This is a genomic window from Streptomyces coryli (assembly GCF_011044975.1).
Taxonomy (GTDB): Bacteria; Actinomycetota; Actinomycetes; order Streptomycetales; family Streptomycetaceae; genus Streptomyces; species Streptomyces coryli.
In genome coordinates, this window is the sequence record NZ_JAAKZV010000027.1 from 1 (window position 1) to 22440 (window position 22440).

27 protein-coding genes are annotated in these 22440 nt (G+C 70.4%); 20 read left to right on the forward strand and 7 right to left on the reverse strand.

Features of this window, described 5'->3' with window-relative positions:
* From G5C51_RS09200 to ygfZ, 6 genes are all read left to right on the forward strand, one after another.
* The coding region (locus G5C51_RS09200) for a hypothetical protein (RefSeq protein WP_165234712.1) at nt 1–623 on the forward strand (623 nt) is incomplete at its 5' end.
* Nucleotides 620–1327 (forward strand): hypothetical protein, encoded by a 708-nt coding sequence (locus tag G5C51_RS09205; protein WP_165234715.1) that lies wholly within the window; start codon nt 620–622, stop codon nt 1325–1327. The genes G5C51_RS09200 and G5C51_RS09205, both read left to right, overlap by 4 nt.
* Nucleotides 1324–2196, forward strand: coding sequence for a hypothetical protein (locus tag G5C51_RS09210; protein ID WP_206313629.1), 873 nt, complete (start codon nt 1324–1326; stop codon nt 2194–2196). Before G5C51_RS09205 ends, G5C51_RS09210 begins: the two co-directional genes overlap by 4 nt.
* Before the next feature lie 204 nt (nt 2197–2400).
* Nucleotides 2401–2964 (forward strand): heme-binding beta-barrel domain-containing protein, encoded by a 564-nt coding sequence (locus G5C51_RS09215; protein WP_165234718.1) that lies wholly within the window; start codon nt 2401–2403, stop codon nt 2962–2964.
* Between the two features lie 18 nt (nt 2965–2982).
* Complete coding sequence (locus G5C51_RS09220; RefSeq protein ID WP_165234721.1) at nt 2983–3408, forward strand: transcriptional repressor; 426 nt, start codon at nt 2983–2985, stop codon at nt 3406–3408.
* A 20-nt stretch (nt 3409–3428) separates the two neighbouring features.
* Complete coding sequence (gene ygfZ, locus G5C51_RS09225; RefSeq protein ID WP_165234724.1) at nt 3429–4415, forward strand: CAF17-like 4Fe-4S cluster assembly/insertion protein YgfZ; 987 nt, start codon at nt 3429–3431, stop codon at nt 4413–4415.
* A 41-nt stretch (nt 4416–4456) separates the two neighbouring features.
* Here the strand turns inward: ygfZ and dtd are convergent, their stop codons facing one another.
* Nucleotides 4457–4882 (reverse strand): D-aminoacyl-tRNA deacylase, encoded by a 426-nt coding sequence (dtd, locus tag G5C51_RS09230; RefSeq protein WP_165234727.1) that lies wholly within the window; start codon nt 4880–4882, stop codon nt 4457–4459.
* Between the two features lie 111 nt (nt 4883–4993).
* On the opposite strand from dtd, the gene G5C51_RS09235 reads away from it, so the two are divergent.
* Genes G5C51_RS09235 through G5C51_RS09245 form a run of 3 tightly spaced genes read left to right on the forward strand, consistent with a single transcriptional unit; the run spans nt 4994 to nt 7871 of the window.
* Nucleotides 4994–5569, forward strand: a complete 576-nt coding sequence (locus G5C51_RS09235; protein ID WP_165234731.1) for an RsiG family protein — start codon at nt 4994–4996, stop codon at nt 5567–5569.
* Between the two features lie 27 nt (nt 5570–5596).
* Nucleotides 5597–6586: an asparaginase gene (locus G5C51_RS09240; protein WP_165234734.1), complete on the forward strand. Its 990-nt coding sequence runs from the start codon at nt 5597–5599 to the stop codon at nt 6584–6586.
* A gap of 25 nt (nt 6587–6611) precedes the next feature.
* Complete coding sequence (locus G5C51_RS09245; RefSeq protein WP_165234737.1) at nt 6612–7871, forward strand: GNAT family N-acetyltransferase; 1260 nt, start codon at nt 6612–6614, stop codon at nt 7869–7871.
* A gap of 16 nt (nt 7872–7887) precedes the next feature.
* On the opposite strand, the gene G5C51_RS43720 is transcribed toward G5C51_RS09245, so the two are convergent.
* Together G5C51_RS43720 and G5C51_RS09250 are read right to left on the reverse strand one after the other, a co-directional pair.
* Nucleotides 7888–8013, reverse strand: a complete 126-nt coding sequence (locus G5C51_RS43720; RefSeq protein WP_276617610.1) for a hypothetical protein — start codon at nt 8011–8013, stop codon at nt 7888–7890.
* Between the two features lie 31 nt (nt 8014–8044).
* Nucleotides 8045–8230, reverse strand: a complete 186-nt coding sequence (locus G5C51_RS09250; RefSeq protein WP_165234740.1) for a hypothetical protein — start codon at nt 8228–8230, stop codon at nt 8045–8047.
* Nucleotides 8231–8460: 230 nt separating this feature from the next.
* On the opposite strand from G5C51_RS09250, the gene G5C51_RS09255 reads away from it, so the two are divergent.
* The 3 genes from G5C51_RS09255 (at nt 8461) to G5C51_RS09265 (ending at nt 11272) form a co-directional block, all read left to right on the forward strand.
* Nucleotides 8461–9351, forward strand: coding sequence for a GntR family transcriptional regulator (locus tag G5C51_RS09255; RefSeq protein WP_165234743.1), 891 nt, complete (start codon nt 8461–8463; stop codon nt 9349–9351).
* Nucleotides 9348–10073 (forward strand): HAD family hydrolase, encoded by a 726-nt coding sequence (locus G5C51_RS09260; protein ID WP_240929506.1) that lies wholly within the window; start codon nt 9348–9350, stop codon nt 10071–10073. Before G5C51_RS09255 ends, G5C51_RS09260 begins: the two co-directional genes overlap by 4 nt.
* A gap of 119 nt (nt 10074–10192) precedes the next feature.
* A complete protein-coding gene (locus G5C51_RS09265; protein ID WP_165234746.1) occupies nt 10193–11272 on the forward strand; it encodes a phosphotransferase family protein in 1080 nt (359 codons plus the stop codon).
* Here G5C51_RS09265 and G5C51_RS09270 read toward each other — a convergent pair.
* Nucleotides 11216–12010, reverse strand: a complete 795-nt coding sequence (locus tag G5C51_RS09270; RefSeq protein WP_240929510.1) for an HAD family hydrolase — start codon at nt 12008–12010, stop codon at nt 11216–11218. The two genes, G5C51_RS09265 and G5C51_RS09270, sit on opposite strands and share 57 nt — an antisense overlap.
* Nucleotides 12011–12152: 142 nt before the next feature.
* On the opposite strand from G5C51_RS09270, the gene G5C51_RS09275 reads away from it, so the two are divergent.
* The 8 genes from G5C51_RS09275 (at nt 12153) to G5C51_RS09310 (ending at nt 18240) form a co-directional block, all read left to right on the forward strand.
* Nucleotides 12153–13034, forward strand: coding sequence for a GntR family transcriptional regulator (locus tag G5C51_RS09275; protein WP_165234752.1), 882 nt, complete (start codon nt 12153–12155; stop codon nt 13032–13034).
* Nucleotides 13031–14116, forward strand: coding sequence for a phosphotransferase family protein (locus G5C51_RS09280; protein WP_240929507.1), 1086 nt, complete (start codon nt 13031–13033; stop codon nt 14114–14116). The genes G5C51_RS09275 and G5C51_RS09280 overlap by 4 nt, the downstream gene beginning before the upstream one ends.
* Nucleotides 14117–14146: 30 nt before the next feature.
* Nucleotides 14147–14563 carry an ankyrin repeat domain-containing protein gene (locus tag G5C51_RS09285; RefSeq protein ID WP_165234758.1) on the forward strand — a complete coding sequence of 139 codons (417 nt, stop codon included), beginning with the start codon at nt 14147–14149 and terminating at the stop codon, nt 14561–14563.
* A gap of 86 nt (nt 14564–14649) precedes the next feature.
* Nucleotides 14650–15060, forward strand: a complete 411-nt coding sequence (locus tag G5C51_RS09290; RefSeq protein ID WP_165234761.1) for a helix-turn-helix domain-containing protein — start codon at nt 14650–14652, stop codon at nt 15058–15060.
* On the forward strand, nt 15057–15692 hold the full coding sequence (locus G5C51_RS09295) for a hypothetical protein (protein WP_165234764.1): 636 nt from the start codon (nt 15057–15059) through the stop codon (nt 15690–15692). The genes G5C51_RS09290 and G5C51_RS09295 overlap by 4 nt, the downstream gene beginning before the upstream one ends.
* 105 nt (nt 15693–15797) lie before the next feature.
* Nucleotides 15798–16133 carry a DUF2516 family protein gene (locus G5C51_RS09300; protein WP_165234866.1) on the forward strand — a complete coding sequence of 112 codons (336 nt, stop codon included), beginning with the start codon at nt 15798–15800 and terminating at the stop codon, nt 16131–16133.
* A gap of 64 nt (nt 16134–16197) precedes the next feature.
* A complete protein-coding gene (locus tag G5C51_RS09305; protein ID WP_165234767.1) occupies nt 16198–16686 on the forward strand; it encodes a MarR family winged helix-turn-helix transcriptional regulator in 489 nt (162 codons plus the stop codon).
* A 90-nt stretch (nt 16687–16776) separates the two neighbouring features.
* Nucleotides 16777–18240, forward strand: coding sequence for an MFS transporter (locus tag G5C51_RS09310; protein ID WP_165234770.1), 1464 nt, complete (start codon nt 16777–16779; stop codon nt 18238–18240).
* Here G5C51_RS09310 and G5C51_RS09315 read toward each other — a convergent pair.
* The 3 genes from G5C51_RS09315 to dacB all read right to left on the reverse strand — a co-directional run bounded on the left by G5C51_RS09315 (nt 18179) and on the right by dacB (nt 22368).
* Nucleotides 18179–19489 (reverse strand): PP2C family protein-serine/threonine phosphatase, encoded by a 1311-nt coding sequence (locus G5C51_RS09315; protein ID WP_240929508.1) that lies wholly within the window; start codon nt 19487–19489, stop codon nt 18179–18181. The genes G5C51_RS09310 and G5C51_RS09315 overlap by 62 nt on opposite strands.
* 215 nt (nt 19490–19704) lie before the next feature.
* The gene (locus tag G5C51_RS09320; protein ID WP_165234776.1) at nt 19705–20751 is read right to left on the reverse strand and encodes a C40 family peptidase; all 1047 of its coding nucleotides are present in this window, start codon (nt 20749–20751) and stop codon (nt 19705–19707) included.
* A gap of 120 nt (nt 20752–20871) precedes the next feature.
* The gene (gene dacB / locus G5C51_RS09325) at nt 20872–22368 is read right to left on the reverse strand and encodes a D-alanyl-D-alanine carboxypeptidase/D-alanyl-D-alanine endopeptidase (RefSeq protein ID WP_206313632.1); all 1497 of its coding nucleotides are present in this window, start codon (nt 22366–22368) and stop codon (nt 20872–20874) included.
* Nucleotides 22369–22440 lie beyond the last annotated feature (72 nt).

Below are 22440 nucleotides of genomic sequence, written 5' to 3' on the forward strand. Positions count from 1 at the left end.
AGAGACAGCCCCTCTCCCAGTCCGACCTGCGCTACCCGGACAAGCGCCTCGCCCCCGGCGCGGACGATCCGGTCGCGGCGAAGGACGACCGACGCGTGAAGACCGACGGGGATCTGCGCAAGCTGCTCGTCGACGCCCCCGCGGGCGCGGACCAGGACGCGCCGGAGAGCGCCCTGCCCGCCGGTCGCGACGGCTGGCTGGCGGCGGATCAGCTGGCGGCGGAGTTCCCGCGGGCCGAGCCGGTGTTCAAGGCGTTCGTCGGCATGGGCTTCCGGCGGACGGCGCAGGTCGTGTGGAAGGAGGGACAGGCGCGGGTGGTGCTGGTGCGGCTGTATCAGTTCCACGACGACGCCGGCCTCAGCTCGTACTCCTTCCAGCAGCAGGAGCACCAGCTCGTACGGGCCGCCAAGGGCGGCACCGGCACCCGGATCCCCGGCTCCGGCAACGGCCGCGTCTACACCGGCCTGCCGCCGGCGGCCAAGCCCGGCTACCAGTCGCTCAACCAGGTCCTCGCCATCGCCCGGCGCGGCGACATCGTGATGGAGATCGTCATCGTCGGCCCCGGCTCGATCAGCGGCTCGTACGCCATGGGCCTCGCCAAGAAGCAGCTGGGGCGGCTGTGAGCGCGCGCACGCGGGTGCTGCCCGTGATCGTCGCCGTCCTCGTCCTGGCCGCCGTCGCCGGCGCGATCGGCTATACGTCGCTGCAGGTCAAGGACGCGGACCGGACCGTATCGACGAAGCTGTGGCGGACCACGAAGGCCCGCCCGCCCAAGGCCCCGGCCCCGGCACACGCCCTCGGCGGCAAGCAGCTGCCGCCGCCGGCCGGCTACCGGCTCGGCCCGGACATCCAGGAGTACGGCAACGACACCGTGCTCACCAGCCGGCAGGCCACCGCCGTGTTCAAGGCGAGCGGCCGCGGCCTGCCGCCCGCGCAGCGGCAGGCGCAGGGCGCGGCGGTGGAGAAGCTGCGGCTCAAGGGCATCGGCATGCGGTCGTACGCGGCCGAGCGCGGCGGCCTCGTCGCCGAGGTGCAGCTGGCGCAGATGGAGAACAAGGCAGCCGCGGCCGGCATCGCCGCGTACCGCGCCCAGGTCGCCAACTCGCTGCGCGGCTTCCGCAAGGGCCCGCGGATCGAGGGCCACCGCGGCGCGGAGTGCTTCCTGCTGCCGACGTCGAAGAACGCGCCGATCGACGCGATGTACTGCACGGCCACGGAGGGGGACCTGCTGGTGACGATGACCGCGTACGGCGGCCCGCGGTCGGACGCCGCGACGCTGCTGGGCAAGCAGCTCGAGCACGTCGAGGGGCCGGGTGAGTCGGTGTGAGCGAGTATCCGCCGGAGCAGTACGGCAGCACGGGTGCGCAGCCGCCGTACCAGCCGTATCAGCCGTACGCGTCCCCGCCGCCCCCGCCGCCGGTCGCTCCTCCCGCGCCGCCCCGTCGCGGCAAAGGCCCCTGGCTGCGTGCCGCCGCCGCGCTGCTCGCCCTCGCGCTCGCGGGCGGCGGCAGCTACTACGCCACCACCGAGGCCGACCGCGGCGATCTCCCGGCCCTGACCACGAAGAGCGACGACCGCTGGGACTACCCGGAGCTGAAGCTCCCCACGCTCCCGGCGGGCGCCCCGGCCCCCTTCGCGAAGGCCAACACCGGACACATCCACCACGCCGACCTCCGCGATCTGCTTCTCCCAGCCCCCGCGGGCGCCGAGCCGGACCCGGACCTGCCCGGCAAGAACGGCTGGCTGTCCAGTGCCGGGTACGCGAAGGCGTACGCCAAGGACGACCGCGACGAGCTGCTGCAGGAGCTCTCGGACAACGCCGTCCGGCACATCGCGGCCACCGGCTGGACCACCCCCGACGGCACCCGCACCCGCATCTACCTGCTGCGCTTCAACACCGCCGCGACCGCCCTGCACTTCCACGAGCAGTGCCTCCAGGGCGCCCTGGAGCCGGAGAGCCGGCTGCTCGGGGCGCCGACCGCCGAGGTCGACGAGAGCTGGCGGGACGAGGACGAGCTGGACGACCTCGAGCTGGACGTCTACGACGAAGCCAAGCCACGCGGCGCCGAGCACGTCCGCCAGGCGTACATCGTCGCAGGGGACACCATCGCCCTCGTCGCCCAGTCCCGGAAGGGTGAGGCGCCGCGGGTGCCGTTCCGGCAGGCGCTGGTGTTGCAGCAGCAGCTGCTGGGGTGACCCCCCGGGCGGCCGACCTCGGGAGGAGAGCCCGGGCGCGGGCGGTTAGACTCGGCACCGGTTCATGACCCCCGTACCCGCTCAAGGAGCGCCCCCGTGCTCGAGGCTTTCTTCACCGCACTGCTCGTCCTGGTCGCCGTCGCCACCGCGGGCTTCGCGGCACTGACCGTGAAGAAGCTCTACCAGGGACAGCGCTGACCACTCATGATCGAGATTCCCTCCGACCTGCACCCCGACCTGGTCCCCCTGGCGTTCCTGCTGGGCAACTGGGAGGGCGCGGGCGTATCGGACTTCCCCGGCGGCGAGAAGTGCAACTTCGGCCAGGAAGTCACCTTCACCCACGACGGCCGCGACTTCCTCGAGTACACGTCCCGCACCTGGGTGCTGGACGACGAGGGCAAGAAGGTCAAGCCGCTGGAGACCGAGTCCGGCTACTGGCGGATCGACAAGGACCGCAAGGTCGACGTCGTCATGATCCGTGACGGCGGCGTGGCCGAGGTCTGGGCCGGCGAGATGGCCGAGGGCAAGCCGCAGATCGACCTGGCCACGGACGCGGTGGCGCGGACGGCGGCCTCGGAGCCGTACACGGGCGGCAAGCGGCTCTACGGCTACGTCAAGAGCGACCTGATGTGGGTCGGCGAGAAGGCGACGCCCGAGGTGCCGCTGCGGCCGTACATGTCGGCGCACCTGAAGAAGGTCGTCGACCCGAGTGAATGGGCCAAGGACATCAAGGACCTGCCGGACGACGGCATCGCCTTTTTCCGCTAGTCCATACACTTGGGCACTGTGGAGACCAAGGACTGGAAGACCGACCTGCGCGAGCGGGGCTACCGGCTGACGCCGCAGCGCCAGCTCGTGCTGGAGGCGGTCGACGCGCTGGAGCACGCGACCCCGGAGGACATCCTCACCGAGGTCCGCAAGACGGCGTCGTCGGTCAACATCTCCACGGTCTACCGCACCCTGGACCTGCTCCAGGAGCTCGGCCTGGTCAGCCACGCCCACATCAGCCACGGCGCGCCGACGTACCACATCGCCTCCCGGCACAACCATCTCCACCTGGTCTGCCGCGGCTGCGACGAGGTGCTGGAGGCCGACGCCGCCATCGCGGCCCCCTTCGCGGCCTCGCTCCGCGAGACCTTCGGCTTCGAGACGGACCTCAAGCATTTCGCCATCTACGGCCGCTGCGGGAAGTGCGCTGCCAAGGAGTCATAGCCGAGTCGTAGGCTGGTCGTATGGGCGATACTCCGACATCGACAGGCTCCCCGCTGCTGTCCCTCCCCGGCGCGGTCGCCGCCGAGGCCCCGGACGAGGGCGTCGCGGCGCACTACGGCGACCTCTTCCGTGAGCAGCGCGCGCTGGCGGCGGGCGACGGCTTCGTCGACCTGTCGCACCGCGGCATCGTCACGATCACCGGCGACGACCGCCTCTCCTGGCTGCACCTGCTGCTCACGCAGCATGTCGAGCAGCTCCAGCCCGGCGTCGCCACCGAGTCGCTGATCCTCTCCGCCAACGGCCACATCGAGCACGCGCTCTACCTGGTCGACGACGGCACCACGACGTGGGCGCATGTGGAGCCGGGCACGGCGGGCGATCTGATCGCCTATCTGGAGAGCATGAAGTTCTTCTACCGGGTCGAGGTTACGGACCGCACCGAGGAGTATGCGGTGGTCCACCTCCCCGCAGGCTCGATCGCGCCGGTCCCGGCGGATGCGGCGGTACGGGAGACGGCGTACGGCCGCGACGTCTTCCTGCCGCGTACGGAGCTGAAGTCCTTCGCGGCGGAGGCCGGCCCGCCGGCCGGGGTGCTGGCGTACGAGGCGCTGCGCGTCGAGGCGCACCGGCCGCGGCTGGGCCGCGAGACGGACCACCGCACGATTCCGCACGAGGTCGGCTGGATCGGCTCCGCGGTGCATCTGCAGAAGGGCTGCTATCGCGGCCAGGAGACGGTCGCCCGCGTCCACAACCTGGGGAAGCCCCCGCGCCGCCTGGTCTTCCTGCACCTGGACGGCAGCGAGGTGACCCTGCCGGGCCACGGCGCCCCGATCCGGCTGGCCGCGGACGGCGAGGAGGGCCGCCAGCTCGGCTTCGTCACGACGTCGGCGCGCCATCACGAGCTGGGTCCGATCGCCCTGGCCCTGGTGAAGCGGAACGTTCCGGCGGACGCGCAGCTCCTGGCGGAGGGCACACCGGCGGCACAGGAGATCGTCGTCGAGCCGTAAAGGGCGGAAAGAGGCCCGGACAGAGCCCCGGAAAGAGCCCTTTACATCTCCAGCAGCACCGTGAACGGCCCGTCGTTCGTCAGACCCACGCGCATTGACGCGCCGAAGCGCCCGGTGTGTACCTCGGCGCCGAGCTCCCGCAGCTGCTTGACCACCTCGTCGACCAGCGGCTCGGCCACATCGCCGGGCGCGGCGGCGTTCCAGGTCGGGCGGCGGCCCTTGCGCGCGTCACCGTAAAGCGTGAACTGGCTGACGACGAGCAGCGCCGCGCCCGTATCCGAACAGGATTTCTCTCCCGCAAGAATCCGAAGCGTCCACAGCTTCCGCGCCAGCTGCGCCGCCTTGGCCGGCGTGTCGTCATGCGTGACCCCGACCAGCACACACAGCCCCTCGCCGACCACCTCCCCGGTCGTCTCCCCGTCGACCGTGACCGCCGCGCCGTCCACCCTCTGCACTACTGCTCGCATGCCGCCCATCATGCCCGGGCATGCCCATTCGGGCGCAGGTGGCTGCGACCGCACGCTCCGTAGTGGCACGATGTCGCTTACGTGTCCGGACGAAGGGGACGGAAAACACGCATGAGTTCACCCAGCGGGCCGGTGCCCACCGCCCGCGCCGAAAACGCCTCGCGCCATCCGCGCACACCGGCGCCGCGGCTCCCCGAGACCGAACCGCAGGGCCCGCCCCTGGGCGGCCTCAGCCTCCCGGAGCTGCGCGAGCTGCGCCGTTCCTCCCAGCAGGAGGAGGCCGACCTCTCCTACGTCCGCCGGCTGCTGCACGGCCGCATCGACATCCTGCGCGCCGAGCTGGCCCGCCGCACCGACCCGCAGACCCCCGTGCTGGACCGGCTGCCGGAGATCCTCACCGACGCCCCTTCTCCGGTACGGTCCTCCGCCCGCCATGTCACGCTCGGCACCCCGCTGCGCGAGGAGTACCGCGAGCTGGCCGAGCGGATGCTCGACGAGGTGGGTCTCTCCGACCTCGTCGCCCGGACGGAGGACGAGCTGCACGAAGGTCTGCGCCGCCTCGCCCGCTACGAGCAGCAGGTCTCCCGCCGCCGTCAGCAGCTGCAGCGCACGGCGGACGAGTGCAGCACCGAGATCGCCCGCCGGTACCGTGAAGGGGAAGCACAGGTCGACGACCTGCTGCCCTGAGCACGTACCGGAAAGGCCACCGCCCTCATGCACGACAACGCCCCGATATCCGGGATAGACCGGCCCGCGATATCCCAGCCCGCCCCCGTCCTGGCCGAGGTCGTCCGCTCCGGCTTCACCGAGGGGCGGCACCGGGGCTCGCTGGTGCTGCTGGCCGCCGACGGCAGCGTGCTGGAGTCCCTGGGCGATGTGACGGCGCCGGTCTTCCCCCGCTCGTCGAACAAGCCGCTGCAGGCCGCCGCCGTGCTCCGCGCCGGCCTCGACCTCTCCGGCGAGCGCCTCGCGCTGGCCGCCGCCAGCCACTCGGGCGAGGGCTTCCACCTCGACCTGGTGCAGAAGATGCTCGCCGAGCACGGCCTCACCGAGTCCGACCTGCAGTGCCCGCCCGACCTCCCGCTCGACTCCGTCGAGAAGGAGACGTACCTGGCGGCGGGCCGCGGCCGGGAGCGCGTGACCATGAACTGCTCCGGCAAGCACGCCGCCATGCTCGCCGCCTGCAAGCAGAACAGCTGGCCGCTGGAGAACTACCTCGCCGCCGAGCACCCGCTGCAGCGCCTCGTCCACGACGTGGTGGAGGACGCGAGCGGCGAGCAGGTGGCCGCGGTCGGCACGGACGGCTGCGGGGCCCCGCTGATGGCGATATCCCTGACCGGCCTGGCCCGCGCCTTCCGCAGCTTCGTGCTCGCGGATCCGGCGACGCCGGAGCGGCGGGTGGCGGACGCGATGCGGGCGCATCCCGAGTACGTGGCCGGGACCCGGCGCGCCGACACCTGGCTGATGCAGGGGGTGCCGGGCGCGCTGTCGAAGATGGGCGCGGAGGCGGTGCAGGCGGTGGCGCTGCCGGACGGCCGGGCGCTCGCCTTCAAGGTCGACGACGGCGGGCTGCGGGCGCTGGGGCCCGTACTGGCGCGGGCGCTGACGCGGCTCGGCGTCTCCGGCCCGGTGCTGGACCGGATCGGCTCGGCGCCGCTGCTGGGCGGCGGGGAGCGGGTCGGAGAAATCCGCGCGACTTTCTGAGCCCGTCCCGCTTAGCGTAAGCAGCATGAGCCGTGACACCGCTTTCCGCCCGATCACCGACGACGAGTACCCGGCCTGGCTGACCGCCCTCGCCACCGGCTTTCTGCGGCCACCGGTGATCACCGACGAGGAAGTGGCGCTGCGGCGGAAGTGGTTCGCGGCCGACCGGGTGTACGGGGCCTTCGACGGCGCGCGGTGCGTGGGCACGTATCGCAGCTTCGACCAGCAGGTGACGGTCCCGGGCGGCGCCTTCGTCAGCGCGAACGCGGTCTCGAACGTCACCGTCTCCGCCACCCACCGCCGCCGCGGCCTGCTCAGCAAGGTGATCGCGGAGGACCTGGCGGCGGCCAAGGAGCGCGGCGACGTGGTGTCCACGCTGATCGCCGCCGAGTACCCGATCTACGGCCGCTACGGCTTCGGCCCGGCCGCGCATGCCGCGGAATGGGCGGTCGACCTGACCCGGGCCGGCCTCGACCCGCGCTACGCGGCGCCGCCGCAGGGTGCGGTCGAGCTGGTGGACGGGGCGGCGGTACGGGAGCTCGGCCCCGAGGTGCACGAGCGGTTCCGCGCGGTGCAGCCCGGCGCGGTCAGCCGCCGGCCCGGCTGGTGGACGGCGGCCACCGGCACGGAGGGGGCGGCGCCGGGCTGGAAGCAGCCGTTCTACGCGGTCTACCGGGACGCGGCCGGCGAGGTGCAGGGCCTGGTCTCGTACACGGTCGACGTGGAATGGGAGCGCAGCGGGCTGCAGCCGACCGGGAAGGCCGAGGTGCACGCGCACTTCGCCACCACCCCGGAGGCGGACCGCGCCCTGTGGCTCTATCTCTTCTCGGTCGACTGGGTGACCGAGGTCGTCACGGGCCACCGGGCGCCCGACGATCTCCTCCCCTCCTACCTGGGAGATCCCCGGGCGGCCCGGATGGCCCTGCACGCGGACACCCTGTGGATCCGTCCACTGGACGTCCCGCGACTGCTGGAGTCCCGTACCTACGGAACCCCCGGCTCGCTCGTCCTCGACCTGCACGACAAGGCGGGCCTAGCGAGCGGCCGCTTCCTCCTGGAGGCCGAAGGCCCGGCGGGCGCGGCGCAGGCGACCTGCACCCCGACCACCAGGACCGCCGACCTCACCCTCGGCGCCGGCGACCTCGCGGCGCTGAGCCTGGGCGACGAGTCCGCGGTACGGCTCGCCGCGCTCGGCCGGGTCACGGAGGAGCGCGCGGGGGCGGCGGCAGCGGCGGATGGGCTGCTGCGTACGTCCCGGCGCCCGTGGTGCCCCGACATCTTCTGAGTCCCTTCGTACGCTGCTAGCTGAGGTAACCGACGGCGGTCAGCACCACGATCCCGATCGTCAGCAGGATCAGGCACCCGCCCCCGAAGTCCTCGTCGAGCACGAGGAGGATGAGGATGAGCAGGAATATGGCGTAGAGCATGTGATCAGCCTCCTCATCCCCCGAGCTCCTCTTAGATCAGCTGGGCGACCAGCACGGCAAGCATCGCCGCCCCGACGCAACTGCATGCGGTGTGCCCTGCCTTCAACCCCACCGCCAGGAAGACCAGCGCCACGACCCCGACCGGGCCGAACGACGCCTGTACGAACCACTCGAACCCGACGACGAGGGCCGCCATGGCGAGACCGAATACCGGCATGGTGCTCCCCCCTTCATCACCGTCTGGCCACGTGCACTCTGGGTGCCGCCCATGCGCCGTTGAACGGGCGGGGAGATCGCGGAGCGGGTCTGTGTGCCAACCCACCCCGACCTTGCCTAGATGGTCAAGTTGGCAACCAACTCCACTGACTATGTGCCCAGTTGGTCACGACTCCAAAACAACTACCAAACAACTCCCGCTGATTGGCCGGAAGGAATACTGTTGGCAGCGTGAGCGCGAACGAACCCTCCGTAAACGGCGCCAGACGCACCCCCGAGGGCGTGGCGGATGTCCTCCGAGCGCGCATCCGCTCGGGGGAACTGGCGCCAGGCGCGAGCCTGCCGACGCAAAAAGAGCTGGAAGACGAGTTCCACGTGACCCGCGGCACGGTCCGCCAGGCGCTGGCCCGGCTCAAGCAGGAGAAGCTCCTCGCGGACGTCGGCCGGGGCTCGCCACCGACCGTGGCGACTACGCTCGGTGACGCGCCGCAGTCGGCGGGAGTGGCTCTGGCTGACCGGATCGGGGCGGCTTTCCAGGCCAAGCACGTGACCCTGGACGTCTATTCGCTGACGACAGAGACCCTGAACAAGGCGATCGCGACGCAGATACTCGACATCGAATCCGGCGAGTCGGAGGCGCCGGAGTCGATCAAGGTACGCATCATGCTCCCGTCACCCGAGACCCGCCTGGCACTCCCGAAGTCGACCGCCGATCCGGACGACGAACGGCCGGGCAAGCGCCTGCACAGCCTGATCCGGCTGAACGCCACCAACCTGCAGCACGCGCTTCTCGACCTCCAGGAGCGCGGCGTGGTGCCCGAAGTGAAGATCGAGATCAAGTCCCTCGACATGACCCCGACCCACAAGCTCTATCTGCTCAACGGCACCGAGGCGCTGTTCAGTCCGTACGCCGTCGAGATCCGCAAGGTCAAGATCGCCCCCGGCACGCGCGGCGAGCAGCTCGAGATCTACGACGTCATGGGCCTGGAAGCCAAGCTCTTCCGCTTCTCCGCCGCTCAGGACGCCCGGGACGAGCAGGACATGGCGCTGGTCGAGTACTGGCAACTCTGGTTCGAGTCGTACTGGTCAACGATCTCTTCGTCCTGGACACTTGGCCCTTGACCAGCGGCCAACCGACGGACGGGACAGATGTGACCCATCTGCAGACGCTCCTGGAGTCCGCCGAGTGCGTGCTCTTCGACTTCGACGGTCCCGTATGCCAGCTGTTCGCCGCCCACTCGGCGGCGGATGTCACCGCCACGCTGGCAGCCGCCGTGGACAGGTCAGAACCGGACCTGCTCACGGACGAACAGCGGCAAGGCGCCGACCCCTTGGGGATCCTGAGGTCCGTCGCCGCAGCGAGACCTGGCAGTCCTCTGGTGCGGCAGGTCGAGCAGTTGCTGGCGCGGGAGGAGCGGCGGGCCGCCGTGCATGCCCGGCCCACGGAGTACGCGGACCCCCTCATCCGCACGCTGGCCAGTAGCCACACCCTGGCCATCACGTCCAACAACTCCCCCGGCGCCATACACGAATACCTCAACACCCGTGCCGGCGTCGGCTCGTGCTTCGAGTCCGTCTACGGACGCGCCGAGTCGGCCGAGCACCTCAAGCCCGACCCGTACTGCCTCGTGTGCGCTCTCGACTCGACGGGTGCGGCTCGCGACCAGACGCTGATGATCGGCGATGCGCCGGCCGACTACGAAGCCGCCCGGCGGGCCGGGGTGGGTTTCATCGGCTTCGCATCGCAGGAGTCCCGGGAGCACGCGCTGCGCGAAGCGGGCGCCCGCACGATCGTGACCTCACTGGAGGAGCTGCTCGAAGCCGCCAGAACCGTGCGGCACTAGCCCACCGTCCGGTCGCCGGGCGCCCGGCGCCCACAACTGCCCCGCAACCCATTCGTTGTTCCATACGCGGGAGAACCCTCCCACCGACCAGCACTCCGGAAGCCACGGCAATGACACCAATGGAGCAGACGATCGCCCGCCTCAATGTCGTGCCCGGAGACATTGTAGGTCCGCTCAAGGGGAACCACCACGAAACCTACGCGGTACGGCTGGGCCCCGATTCAGGCCTGCCGCCTCATTTCGCCTGGGTGAAGTTCAAGGATCCCCGCGCGCACGTGTTCTGGTTCGACCGCCGCTGCTTCAAATCCGAGGGTTTGCTGCTCAAATCCCTGCGCGGCAGGATCAATAACGTACCCGACGTCGAATCGCTGTCCGGCGCCACCGTCCAGCAGTTCATCGAGGGCCATACGCTGGGGTCGACCCGAAGTCCCGGCGAAACGGTTCCCAAGCAGTACATCGACCAGATCCTGGAAAGAATCAACCAGGCGGTATCGGTCGAGCCGTACGAGTTGAGCCACCTCGAACGCATCTGCAGCAAGAGGGACCGGGCCGGCGCCGGGAATACGGGCGACTTTCTGCTCGGCCTGCTGCGCTACACGGACAAGAAAGTGTACCGCCAGTTCAGAGGCGAATACGGCCAGCTCTTCGACGCTCTGAGCATTCGGCGCCCGTTATTTCGGCGGTTCAGGAAAACCGTCAAGTCCCACAGGATGGCGTCGCGGAGTTTTTCGCTGCTGCACGCGGATCTGCACAGCGAGAACTTCATCATCGACGACTTCGATCAATTGTGGGTCATCGACTGGGAGCTCGCCATGATCGGCGACCCCCTCTACGAGCTGGCAACTCATCTCCATCTGATGAAGTACCCGGGCGAGCAGGAGAAAGAGGTCCGCGAGCGCTGGCGTGAAGCCGCAGGGGACACGCGCTTCGATGCCACGGCCGGCATGGACGAGGATCTGCCCCTCCTCCTGGCCTACAAGCAGTTGCAGTCCTTGTGCACCGATGTCGTCCGCCAGGCGATGACCCTCCGGACCACTCGGCCACTGGAGCGGGAAGAGCAGTTGGCGAAGTCGGCGGGGGTCATCCACGAAGTCCTTCACCAGGCCGGCGAGTCTCTGAAACTGCCGATCGACACCGTGCCGTCACCGGCGGCGGTGAACAGCATCTGCGCGAACTGGCTGACCCGGACGTCGCGCTAGCCGCAGCACATCGGAAATCTCCCCCATCGAACGGACAATCACGTCCGCACCGGCATTCCGCAGCCTCAGGAACTTCGCATCATTGTGCGCGAAGCCGACGAACGGCACCCCTGCCGCGCCCGCCGCGGCCAAGTCGGATGGCTGATCGCCGATGAACAGGCAGGCTTCAGCCGGGAGATCGAGGCTGCTGAGCGCGCTCAGCAGGCTCCGCGGGTGAGGTTTCATCAGCAACGGCTCGTTCGGCAGCCGGCCATGAATGCTGTGTACGCCGCCGAGCAGCCATTGCCGCACCAAGTACTGCAATACGGCCTTGGGCGCGTTGTTGGTCACGATTGCCTGCCGGACCGATTTCTCGGCCAGTCCGGCGAACAGATCGGCGAATCCGGGAGTGGGCTCGGCCGTACGGGCAGCGATGAGCTCATGCGCTTCGATGACGGCGTCCAGCCTGCGCAGGAAGGAGTCCGGATGCTTCTCCAGCAGACCGACCCCGAGCCGTAGCGATCTGACCTGCAGCAGAACCCCGTGCGGATCCTCCGACTCCTCCATCACGGCAGGCAGCGGCCCGCCGAGCCACGCCCTGACGATCTCCTTGACTTCCTTGGCGGCAACCAGCGTTGGGTACCCATGGAAAAGCCTGGTCACCGGACCGTCGAAGTCGTAGAGCACCGCCTCACACCGCGTCAGCTGCTCGGCCAGCAGTCCCGCGCCAACCGTCGTCCCGCACCGCTCGTGACCCATCTGCACGGTGCCAGTGTGATCGATACGCACCCTCCCCTAACGACCGGGCGGGGTGTACGTGTCGTAGCTCCCACCAATGGCGTCAACAACCCCACTATGACGCCCCGTAGAGACCCACGCCCACAAGCCCTACCGTTGGCCCGTGAGCACCGAACGGTCGAACGGCTCGCCCTCTCCCGAGGCAGTCGCGGACGCCCTGCGCAACCGCATCCGCTCGGGTGCGCTGGTGCCGGGCGATCCCTTGCCTACGCAGAAGGAGCTGACGGAACAGTTCGGCGTGGAGCGGGCTGCGGTGCGGCTGGCACTGGAGCGGCTCAAGGCCGAGAAGCTGCTGACGAATGTCGGGCGAGGCGCACCGCCGAAGGTCGCCGAGCTGCCGACGGGCCAGCAGGTGGACCCGGAGCCCGCTATCACTGCTCTGGAGGAGCGAATCATCGCGGCCTTCCGGCAGAAGCACGTGGTGCTCGACGCGTTCACCCTCACCACCGAGACCCTCAACACAGCCCTGCGGAACACGCACACCGCCGTGACCATGGGCGAGCTCACCCAGCCCGCCTCGCTCAAGGTGCGGCTCATGGTGCCCACTGCGGACACCCGGCTCGCGCTGCCGAAACTGGTCGACGACCCCGACGATCCGCGACCGCTGCGCCGCCTGCAGCAGCTCATGCGTAGCCAGCTCAGCCTCTTCGAGCACAACGTCACCTCACTCGCCCGGCCCGGGGACGTGGACCTCGCGATCAAGACCGTTCCGGTGACGCCGTCGTTCAAGCTGTACCTGATCAACAAGATCGAGGCACTGATGGGGTACTACCCAGTGCTCCGGCACGAGGTATCCGACAGCTCGCCGACCGGCAGCGAGATGGAGATCTACGACTTCAAGGGTCACACCACCAAGCTCTTCCGCTCTCGCGCCGACGAGCTGCAGGTCGGCAGCCACGACACGGCGTTCGTGCAGGAGTCCCAGGCATGGTTCAACTCCTGGTGGGACACCATTGCCCAGGATTACGACCCTGGAGTCCCATGAGTCGCGGCATTCCACGGCGGCCCGCGCGCGGCAGTCTGCGGCTTCGGTTGCGGTTTGAGTTGAACAAGCGGCATCCCGGGCGGAGGCTGCTTGCCGGGTATCACAACCGGAATTACGTTGCGCCGCTGGGGAAGGGGCTCGCTGCGATAGCGGGGTGTGCGCCGGGTACGTACGCGAAGTTCCGGATACCGCTGCGCACCCTCGAAGTCGTGCCGCGCTGCTGGGAGGACGAGCAGGACGTGCTGGACGCGGTGCAGGGTCACGTGCGGCACGTACCGACGCCGCTGGCCCGGGTGGGCAAGAAGCAGGCGCTGCACACGTACGTCGAAGGCCTGCCGCTCGGCTATCGCTACGCCCGCGGGGACCGCATCGACCAGCGCGTACTGGTGCGGATCGTCGAGGTGATGAAGCAGATCGCGGACGTGCCGTCAGCGGCCGTGCCACCGCGCCCCCAGGGCTGGCCCAAGAGCGGCGACAGCCCGGAATTCCTGCGGCAGCTGGTCCGCTTCGCGGAGCAGCGGGTGCGGCAGCGCTACCGGTCCGACTTCGGCGGGCTCTTCGACAGCGTCGGCATACCGCACGACGTCGTGACCCGCTTCGACAAGCCGGCCGCCGGCCTCGCCCGCCGCGACTTCTGCCTGCTGCACACCGACCTCCACCGCGGCAATCTCGTGCTGCTGCCCGGCGGCGACGAGCTCCTCGTCATCGACTGGGAGATCGCCCTGTACGGCGACCCGCTGCACGAACTCGCCACCCACCTGGTCCGGATGGGCTACCGCGACGAGGAGTGGGAGACCGTGGTCGAGCTGTGGAAGCAGCGGTTCGGACGCGGCCACGAGATCGACTACGACCTCGCCGTCTACGTCGCCTTCGAGCGCGCGCAGTCCGTACTCACCGACACCATGCGCGCGGCTCAGAGCCTGAAGTCCCACCCGTCGCCCTGGGCGCTGGCAGGCGCCGCCGAGAACATCTCCCGCGCCCTGGCCGTGGCCGAGATTCAGCCCCCGAAGCAGCGGGAGATCAGCCAAGCGCTGCGCGCCTGGCTGCGCCACCGCAGCGCCCCCGCTCCGAGCCGCACCTGAGATCCGGGCGCCGGTGCGTAAGGTGGAGGCATGACCGACGCATCGCCCGAGAACACCGAGCACGCGCACGATCCTGAGGTGCTGGAGCTGGCCGGGAAGGTGTTTGATCTGGCGCGGCAGGGGGAGGCGGACACCCTTGCGGCGTATGTGGATGCCGGGGTGCCGGCCACGCTGACCAATGACAAGGGGGACACCCTCGTCATGCTGGCCGCCTATCACGGGCATGCCGCCGCCGTGCGGGTGCTGCTCGAGCGCGGGGCGGATGCCGATCAGGCCAATGACCGCGGGCAGACGCCGCTGGCCGGGGCCGTCTTCAAGGGGGCGGATGACGTGGTGCGGGTGCTGGTCGAGTACGGGGCCGATCCTGGCGCCGGGACACCGTCGGCCGTCGATACGGCGCGGATGTTCGGGAAGGACGGGCTCGTCGAGCTCTTCGAGGGGAAGTAACTCGCGATACAGTCGCGATATGTGGCGTGTGACACAGTAGCTAGCAAGTGCTTGCAATAGTTAGCACGGCGCGGCAGCCTTGAGGCATGGCTTCACTCAATCCCGGCGGTATCGGCGAGTTCCTGAAGGAGCAGCGGCGCAACGCGCAGCTGAGCCTGCGGCAGCTCGCCGATGCCGCCGGGGTGTCCAATCCGTATCTGAGCCAGATCGAGCGCGGCCTGCGCAAGCCGAGCGCCGAGATCCTGCAGCAGCTGGCGAAGGCGCTGCGGATCTCCGCGGAGACGCTGTATGTGCGGGCCGGGATCCTCGAGCCCGAGCGGGAGGGGGAGGGCGAGACGCCGGCCGGTGCCGCGGTGCGGCACGCGATTCTCGTCGACCCCTCGATCAATGAGCGGCAGAAGCACGCGCTGCTGCAGATCTACGACTCCTTCCGCAAGGAGAACGAGCACCAAGATCACGCCGACGCAGGCGATTCCTCAGGGAGGGAACCCTCATGACCATTCAGGACGACGTCCGCAAGACGCTCTCCGACCCGACCCCGCTCTACGCCGTGGCCGGCACCGCCGACCTCGCCATCGAGAAGCTGCGGGAGGTGCCCGCGCTGGTCGAGAAGCTGCGCGAGCAGGCCCCGGACCGTATCGAGGCCGTGCGCAAGACCGACCCGAAGGTCTACCAGGAGCGCGCGACCGAGCGGGCCAAGGAGGCGCAGGCCAAGCTGAGCGACGCGCTCGGCACCCTGGACACCGACATCAAGAAGCTGCGCGAGTCCGCCCAGGACCTGGCGCTGCAGGGTGTCGGCCGGGCCGCGGAGTACGCGGTCAAGGCGCGGGAGACGTACGACGAGCTGGCCGAGCGCGGGCAGAAGGCCGTCAAGGAGTGGCGCGGTGAGGCCGCCGAGAAGATCGAGGTGACCACCGAGGTCGTCCGGCCGGCGCCGGAGCCCGAGGTCGCCCCGAAGGCCGAGCCGAAGCCGGAGCCCAAGGCCGCCGACGAGCCGAAGCCGGCCGCCGCCAAGCCCGCGGCGAAGAAGACCAGCGCCGCGAAGAAGCCGGCCGCGAAGAAGACGACGACCGCCAAGGCGACCCAGACCCCCGCCAAGAAGACGGCGTCCCCCAAGAACGACAGCTGAGCGAGACCGCAGCCGTCGGCGGGCCGGGCACATACCCTGTGTCCGGCCCGTTGTACGGGTACGGTTTCCTAAGCTGAGGCCCTCAATTTTCTGGCGGTGGTTCGGGTGCTGGTCAACGGCTTCTACTCGGTGGTGAGCTGGATCTTCCTGGCTCTCACCGTGTTCGCGGGCGTGGCGCTCGTGATGGCGGCGATCGCCCGCGAGGACGCGTACCGCGCCGCGAGCAAGAACACCAAGCAGTTCTGGCTGATCATTCTGGGCGTGGCCTTCGCCATCATGCTGCTGGTGCCGATGATGTTCCTGCAGATCATCGCCGTGATCGCGGCCATCGTCTTCATGGTGGACGTGCGCCCGGCGCTGCGGCAGGTCTCCGGCAAGGGCGGCGGCCGGCGCGGCTCCAGCTCGGACGGGCCGTACGGGCCGTACAACGGTGGCCGGTAGCAGACCCCACCGAACAGCCCGTAGCAGATAGTCCGCTACGGGACGGAACCCTACACTGGGCGCCATGACCGCCATGGCGCCCCATCGCAGCGAGCCCGACCTCTCCTTTCTGCTGGATCACACCAGCCACGTCCTGCGCACCCGCATGTCCGCCGCGCTCGCCGAGCTCGGCCTGACCGCGCGCATGCACTGCGTGCTGGTGCACGCCATCGGCGAGGAGCGCACCCAGGCGCAGCTCGCCGAGATCGGCGACATGGACAAGACCACGATGGTGGTCACCGTCGACGCCCTCGAGAAGGCCGGCCTGGCCGAGCGGCGCCCGTCCAGTACGGACCGGCGCGCGCGGATCATCGCGGTCACCGAGGAGGGCGCCCGGATGGCCGAGCGCAGCCAGGAGGTCGTGGACCAGGTCCACCACGACGCGCTCGACTCTCTCCCCGCCACCGATCGCAAGGCGCTGCTGCATGCCTTGAAATTGCTGGTCAGCGGGCATCTCTCCACCCCCGCCGAATCCCCCCGCCCGGCCCGCCGGGCACGTCAGCGCGAGAAGTGATGCACAGATAGATAGTCTGCAACAGAACTATCTGCTACGGTCTTTCCTGTCGCCCGCTACTGCTCCACCCACCGACAGGAGAGATCGCCCATGTCTCGCCAGCTCGCCCTTGGTGTCCTATCCACCGGCATGCTGATGACCATCCTCGACGGCAGCATCGTCACCGTGGCCATGCCGGCCATGCAGACCGACCTCGGCTTCACCCCGGCCGGGCTCAGCTGGGTCGTCAACGCGTACTTGATCGCCTTCGGCAGCACCCTGCTGCTCGCCGGGCGGCTCGGTGATCTGATCGGCCGCAAGCGGATGTTCCTGGCGGGGGTCGGGGTCTTCACCGCCGCCTCGCTGGTGGCCGGCGCGGCCACCTCGCCCGCGGTGCTGATCGCCGGTCGGTTCCTGCAGGGGATCGGCAGCGCGATGTCGTCGGCGGTCAGCCTCGGCATCCTGATCACGCTCTTCACCAAGCCCGCCGAACGCGCCAAGGCCATCGCCGTGTTCAGCTTCACCGGCGCCGCCGGGGCGTCGATCGGGCAGGTGCTCGGCGGCGTCCTCACCGACGCGCTGAACTGGCACTGGATCTTCTTCATCAACCTGCCGATCGGCATCGCGGCGCTCGCCCTGGCCGTCCGCGCCCTGCCCGCCGACCGCGGGCTCGGCCTCGCCGCCGGCGCGGATGTCGCGGGGGCCGTGCTGGTCACCGCCGGGCTGATGACCGGCATCTACAGCGTCGTCAAGGTCGAGTCGTACGGCTGGACTTCGGCGCACACGCTCGGCTTCGGCGGCCTCGCCGCGGTGCTGCTGACCGGCTTCGTGGTGCGGCAGGCGACGGCGGCGACCCCGCTGATGCCGCTGCGGATCCTCCGCTCGCGCAATGTCTCCGGGGCCAACGCGGTCCAGGCGCTCATGGTCGCCGCGCTCTTCTCCTTCCAGGTGCTCGTCGCGCTGTACCTGCAGAAGGTGCTCGGTTACGGCGCCGCCGAGACCGGCCTCGCGATGCTGCCGGCCGCGGTGATCATCGGCGTGGTGTCGCTGGGCGTCTCCACCCGGCTGATCGGCCGCTACGGCGAGCGCGCCGTGCTGCTGACCGGGCTCGCGCTGCTGACGGTGCTGCTCGGGCTGCTCACCCGGCTGCCGGTGCAGGCGAATTACGTCACCGACCTGCTGCCGGTGATGCTGCTGGCGGCCGGCTTCGGGCTCGCCCTCCCCGCGCTGACGTCGCTCGGCATGTCAGGCGCCTCGGAGAGCGACGCGGGGCTGGCGTCCGGGCTGTTCAACACGACCCAGCAGATCGGCATGGCGGCGGGCGTCGCGGTGCTCACGACGCTGGCGGCGTCCCGTACCGAGGGCCGGCTGGCAGCGGGCGGCAACGAGGCCGAGGCGCTGACCAGCGGCTATCACCTGGCCTTCGGGGTGGGGGCCGGGCTGATGGCGGTCGCCTTCCTGGTGGCGCTGGTGGTGCTGCGGCCCGCGCGGGCCGCGGGCCGGGCCCAGGACCTCAGCGGCCCTCGCGATCGAGCAGCAGCACCGCGACGTCGTCCGTCAGCTCTCCGCCGTTGAGCTCGCGGACCTGTCGTACCGCCGCGTCCAGCAGTGCTTCACCACCGAGGCCCTCCTCCCGGAGGGCCTCGATCATTTCCACCATGCCGTCCTGGCCGAGGCGCTGTTTGCCCTCGCCGATGCGGCCCTCGATCAGGCCGTCGGTGTACATCATCAGGCTCCAGGCGCCGCCGAGCTCCACCTGCTCCCGGGGCCAGCGGGCGTTCGGCAGCAGGCCGAGCGCCGGGCCGCCCTTGTCGTACGGGAGCAGCTGCGGCGCCTGGCCGGGGCGGGTGAGGAGCGGGGCCGGGTGGCCGGCGAGGCAGAGGCCGGCGCGGCGGCCGTCGGGGGCGATGTCGACCGTGCACAGGGTGGCGAAGATCTCGTCGTCGGAGCGCTCGTTCTCCAGCACCTGCTGGAGGGTGGAGAGCAGCTCGTCGCCGCAGAGGCCGGCGAAGGTGAGCGCCCGCCAGGCGATGCGCAGCTCGACGCCGAGGGCGGCCTCGTCCGGGCCGTGGCCGCAGACGTCGCCGATCATCACGTGCACCGAGCCGTCGGCGGTACGCACCGTGTCGTAGAAGTCGCCGCCGAGGAGGGCGCGGCTGCGGCCCGGGCGGTAGCGGGCGGCGAAGCGCAGCCCGGAGCCCTCCAGCAGCGGGGTGGGCAGGAGGCCGCGCTCGAGGCGGGCGTTCTCCTGGGCGCGCAGCCGGGTGGCGGTGAGCTGGCGCTGGGCCAGGTCGGCGCGCTTGCGCTCGACGGCGTAGCGGATGGCGCGGCCGAGCAGCCGCCCGTCGAGCTCGTCGCGGTAGAGGAAGTCCTGGGCGCCGACCCGTACCGCCTCGGCGCCGCGCTCGGCGTCGTCCTCGCCGGTGAGGGCGAGGACGGCGTGCGCGGGGGCCATGCGCAGCACGGCGCGGAGCGTGTCGAGCTGGTCGTCCACGGCGGGCTCGGACGACTCGGCCTCCGCCTGAACAGCGCCGCTCTCGGCGCGCTCGGCGCTCGCGCCGCTGGTCAGGTCGAGGTCGAGCAGGATGCAGTGCACGTCGTGGGTGAGCAGCCGCGCGGCCTCGGTGAGGTTACGGGCGGTGCGGATGCGGATGCTGTCATCGCGGCGCACCCCGCCGGCCTGCTCCAGCATCCGGGGGACGCTGATGCCGCCTTCGGGGTCATTCTCGATGAGCAGCACGGTGAGCGGCCCGGTCGCGAGCTGCGCTCGACCGGCCGCGGGGCGCTGCCTCGGCAGCACAGAGGGCCGCCCGGTAACGGGCATTGCGGTCTTCCTTCCCTCCCCCCGAGGGTCGACGGCCGCCGTTCGGCGGACCGCCAGGGTGGACCCTAGCGGTTTCGCACACCGGTACGGAACGCCTGACGGCGATTCGCCGCTGTCATATGCCGGGATCTGCTGGGGTTTTGCCCCCAGCCATGACATTCCTCACGTGATGGAGGACGCATGCGGCGATCTCGGGGTTGATTGCGGAAGCCCGCCTACGCGTCCGGGCGCACCACCGACTTGATCGGCAGCGATCCGGCGCCCGCGACCGTGACCTGGCGGCCCGGCCGTGGCGCGTGGATCATTGCGCCCTTGCCCACATATATGCCGACGTGAGAGGCGTCACCCTTGTAGATGATGAGGTCGCCGGGGCGCATCTCCTTGATGTTGATGTGCTGCAGCTGCCGGTCCTGCTCCTGCGAGGTGCGCGGGATCGTGTGGCCCGCGGACTGCCAGGCGCGCAGGGTCAGGCCTGAGCAGTCGAAGGTGTCGGGTCCCTCGGCGCCCCACACATAGTCCTTGCCGAGCTGCTCGGTGGCGTACTTCACCGCCTGCTTGCCGGCCTTGCTGGCCTTGCCGTTGATCTCGTCCAATATCCCGGAGTCGAGCCATTTGGCCTGCGCGTCCCGCGCCTTCTGCTCGTCCAGCTCCTTGAGCCGGGCGCGCTCCTCCGCCGCCAGCCGCTGCTCCAGCTTCTTTGCGGCGGCCAGCTGGGACTTGATCTCCTTCTTGGCCTTCTCCTTGGCCTTGCGCTTGCTCTCGAACCGCTCCCAGCGATCGGCGGCGTCCGCCGTATACCCCTCCAACTGGCTCTTCGTCGTGACCAGTTGGTTCAGCAGCCGCCCGGCGCCGGCCTGCCCCTTGCGGGCGAGCTGCAGATCGTCGACGAAATTCTCCGGATTGCGGCTGAGGAGGAGCTGGGCCTCGGCGGGCAGCCCGCCGCCGCGGTACTGCGCGCGAGCCGCGGCGCCGGCCTTCTTCTGCAGCCGCTCGAGCTTCGCCTGCGCCGAAGCCGCCGCCCTGGCCAGCTTCACCACCGCCGCCGACTGCTTCTTCGCCTGCTCCTCCGCGGCGTTGTACGCCTCGGTGGCGGCCTCCGCCTTCTCGTACAACTCGGTCACCTTGGCGTGGACTTCCTCTATGGAAAGCGTCTGCGTAGGCGTCGGTTCCGGTCTCGGTTCGGCCGAGGCGCTGGGCACGGCCCAGCCGCCGACCAGGCCGATGACCAGGGCGGTACTCACGGCGACGCTTCCCCCACGCATGTGACCTCCGGTCCAAAGATCCCGTAACTGCGGTCCAGTTGGGGATGCTGCCATGCGGAGGTGACGATTTACAGAGCGTGTGGATAACCCGAGGAACGAGCGGCGGTTCGGTTCAAGCCCCTACCGGCAGCCGCAGTTGGCGACCGCCGCCGCCATCGCGTCCAGCGCCTGCTGCGCCGCGCCGCGGTCCTTCGTCCCGTTGGTCATGAAGGCGAACGCCAGCAGCCGCCCGTCGGCGTCCACCACCGTGCCGGCAAGCGAGTTGACCCCCGTGAGCGTCCCGGTCTTCGCCCGTACGAGCCCGGTCCCCGCCTCCGCGCCCGAGTCGGCGTACCGGTTCTTCAGCGTCCCGTTGAAGCCCGCCACCGGCAGCCCGGTCAGGAGCGGGCGCAGGTCGGGCTGCTTCGGTGAGGAGGCGAGCACCAGCAGCTGGGTCAGCAGCTCCGCCGACACCTTGTCCGCGCGGTCGATGCCGCTGCCGTCGGCGAAGCGGGCGCCCTTCAGCGGCAGCTTCAGCTTCTTCAGCTCGGCCGCGACCGCGTCCTCGCCGCCCTTGAAGCTGGCCGGCTTCCCGGCCTTCAGGGCGACCTGGCGGGCCAGGTGCTCGGCGATGTCGTTGTCGCTGTGCACCAGCATCCGCTCGACCAGGTCGGCGACCTTGGGCGAGCTGGTCACCGCGAGCCGGTCGGCGCCCTTGGGCGTGCCCTGCTCCTTCGGTGCGCCGTCCGCGACCTTCACGCCCGCCTTGCGCAGTGCGTCCGCGAAGGCCGTGGCGGCGTCCTTCGCCGGGTCCATGGCGCGCGGGGCGGGGCCGTGGCCGCTGCCGTCGAGCCGGCCCTCGTTGATCATCAGGGGGACGACCGGGGCGAGGTTGTCGTTGCGGCCGAGCGAGGGGTGCAGGTCGGGCCCCGAGTACGCGCCGGTGTCGTACCGGACCCGGACCGGGTCCTTCGCGCCCTTCAGCTCCCCCGCGGCCTCCTTCGCCAGGTCGCCGATCCGCTCCTTGCTCAGCACCGGGTCGCCCGCGCCGGCCAGCCAGACATCGCGGCTCCCGCTGCCCAGCACCTCGGTCTCGATCCGGTGCCCTGGCCCGAGCGCCGCCAGCGCGGCCGCGCCCGTCGCCAGCTTCACCGTGGAGGCGGGGACCGCCGCCTTGCCCTCGCCCTGACCGAAGAGCTCCCGGCCGGTCGCGACGTCCCACACCGCGGCGGTACGGACCTGGCCGAGGGCCTTGTCCTTCAGCAGCGGCTCCAGCGCGCTCTTCAGGCCGGTGGCCGTCGGCGCCGGGGCGCCGCTGCGCGCGCCGTCGGCGGCGCCCGCGGGGGCGCCGAGGCCGGGGCCGAGCGCCGTCAGCACGCCCGGAGCCTGCGGCGCCTCGGGCAGCACCTCGGTACCCGATCGGCCGTGACGCCCGTCACCCGTGTGGTCCTGGGCGTACGCCCGGTCCCGCTCGGCCGTACGCTGACCGTTGTCCCAGGGGCCGGCCAGCGCGGCCGTCCCGGCCGCGATGACGAGGCCGAGCGCGGCTGAGCCCGCTGTGAGCTGCAGGGTGCGCCGTTCCTGCCGCTCCTGCGCCGCCCACCACGCCGTGAGGCGCTGCCGCTGCCTGACCGTCAACGCGGACCAGCCCCTTTCGCCACCACACACTCTCGTGGGGGACACTTAATCACCCGAAGTATGTGCTGATCA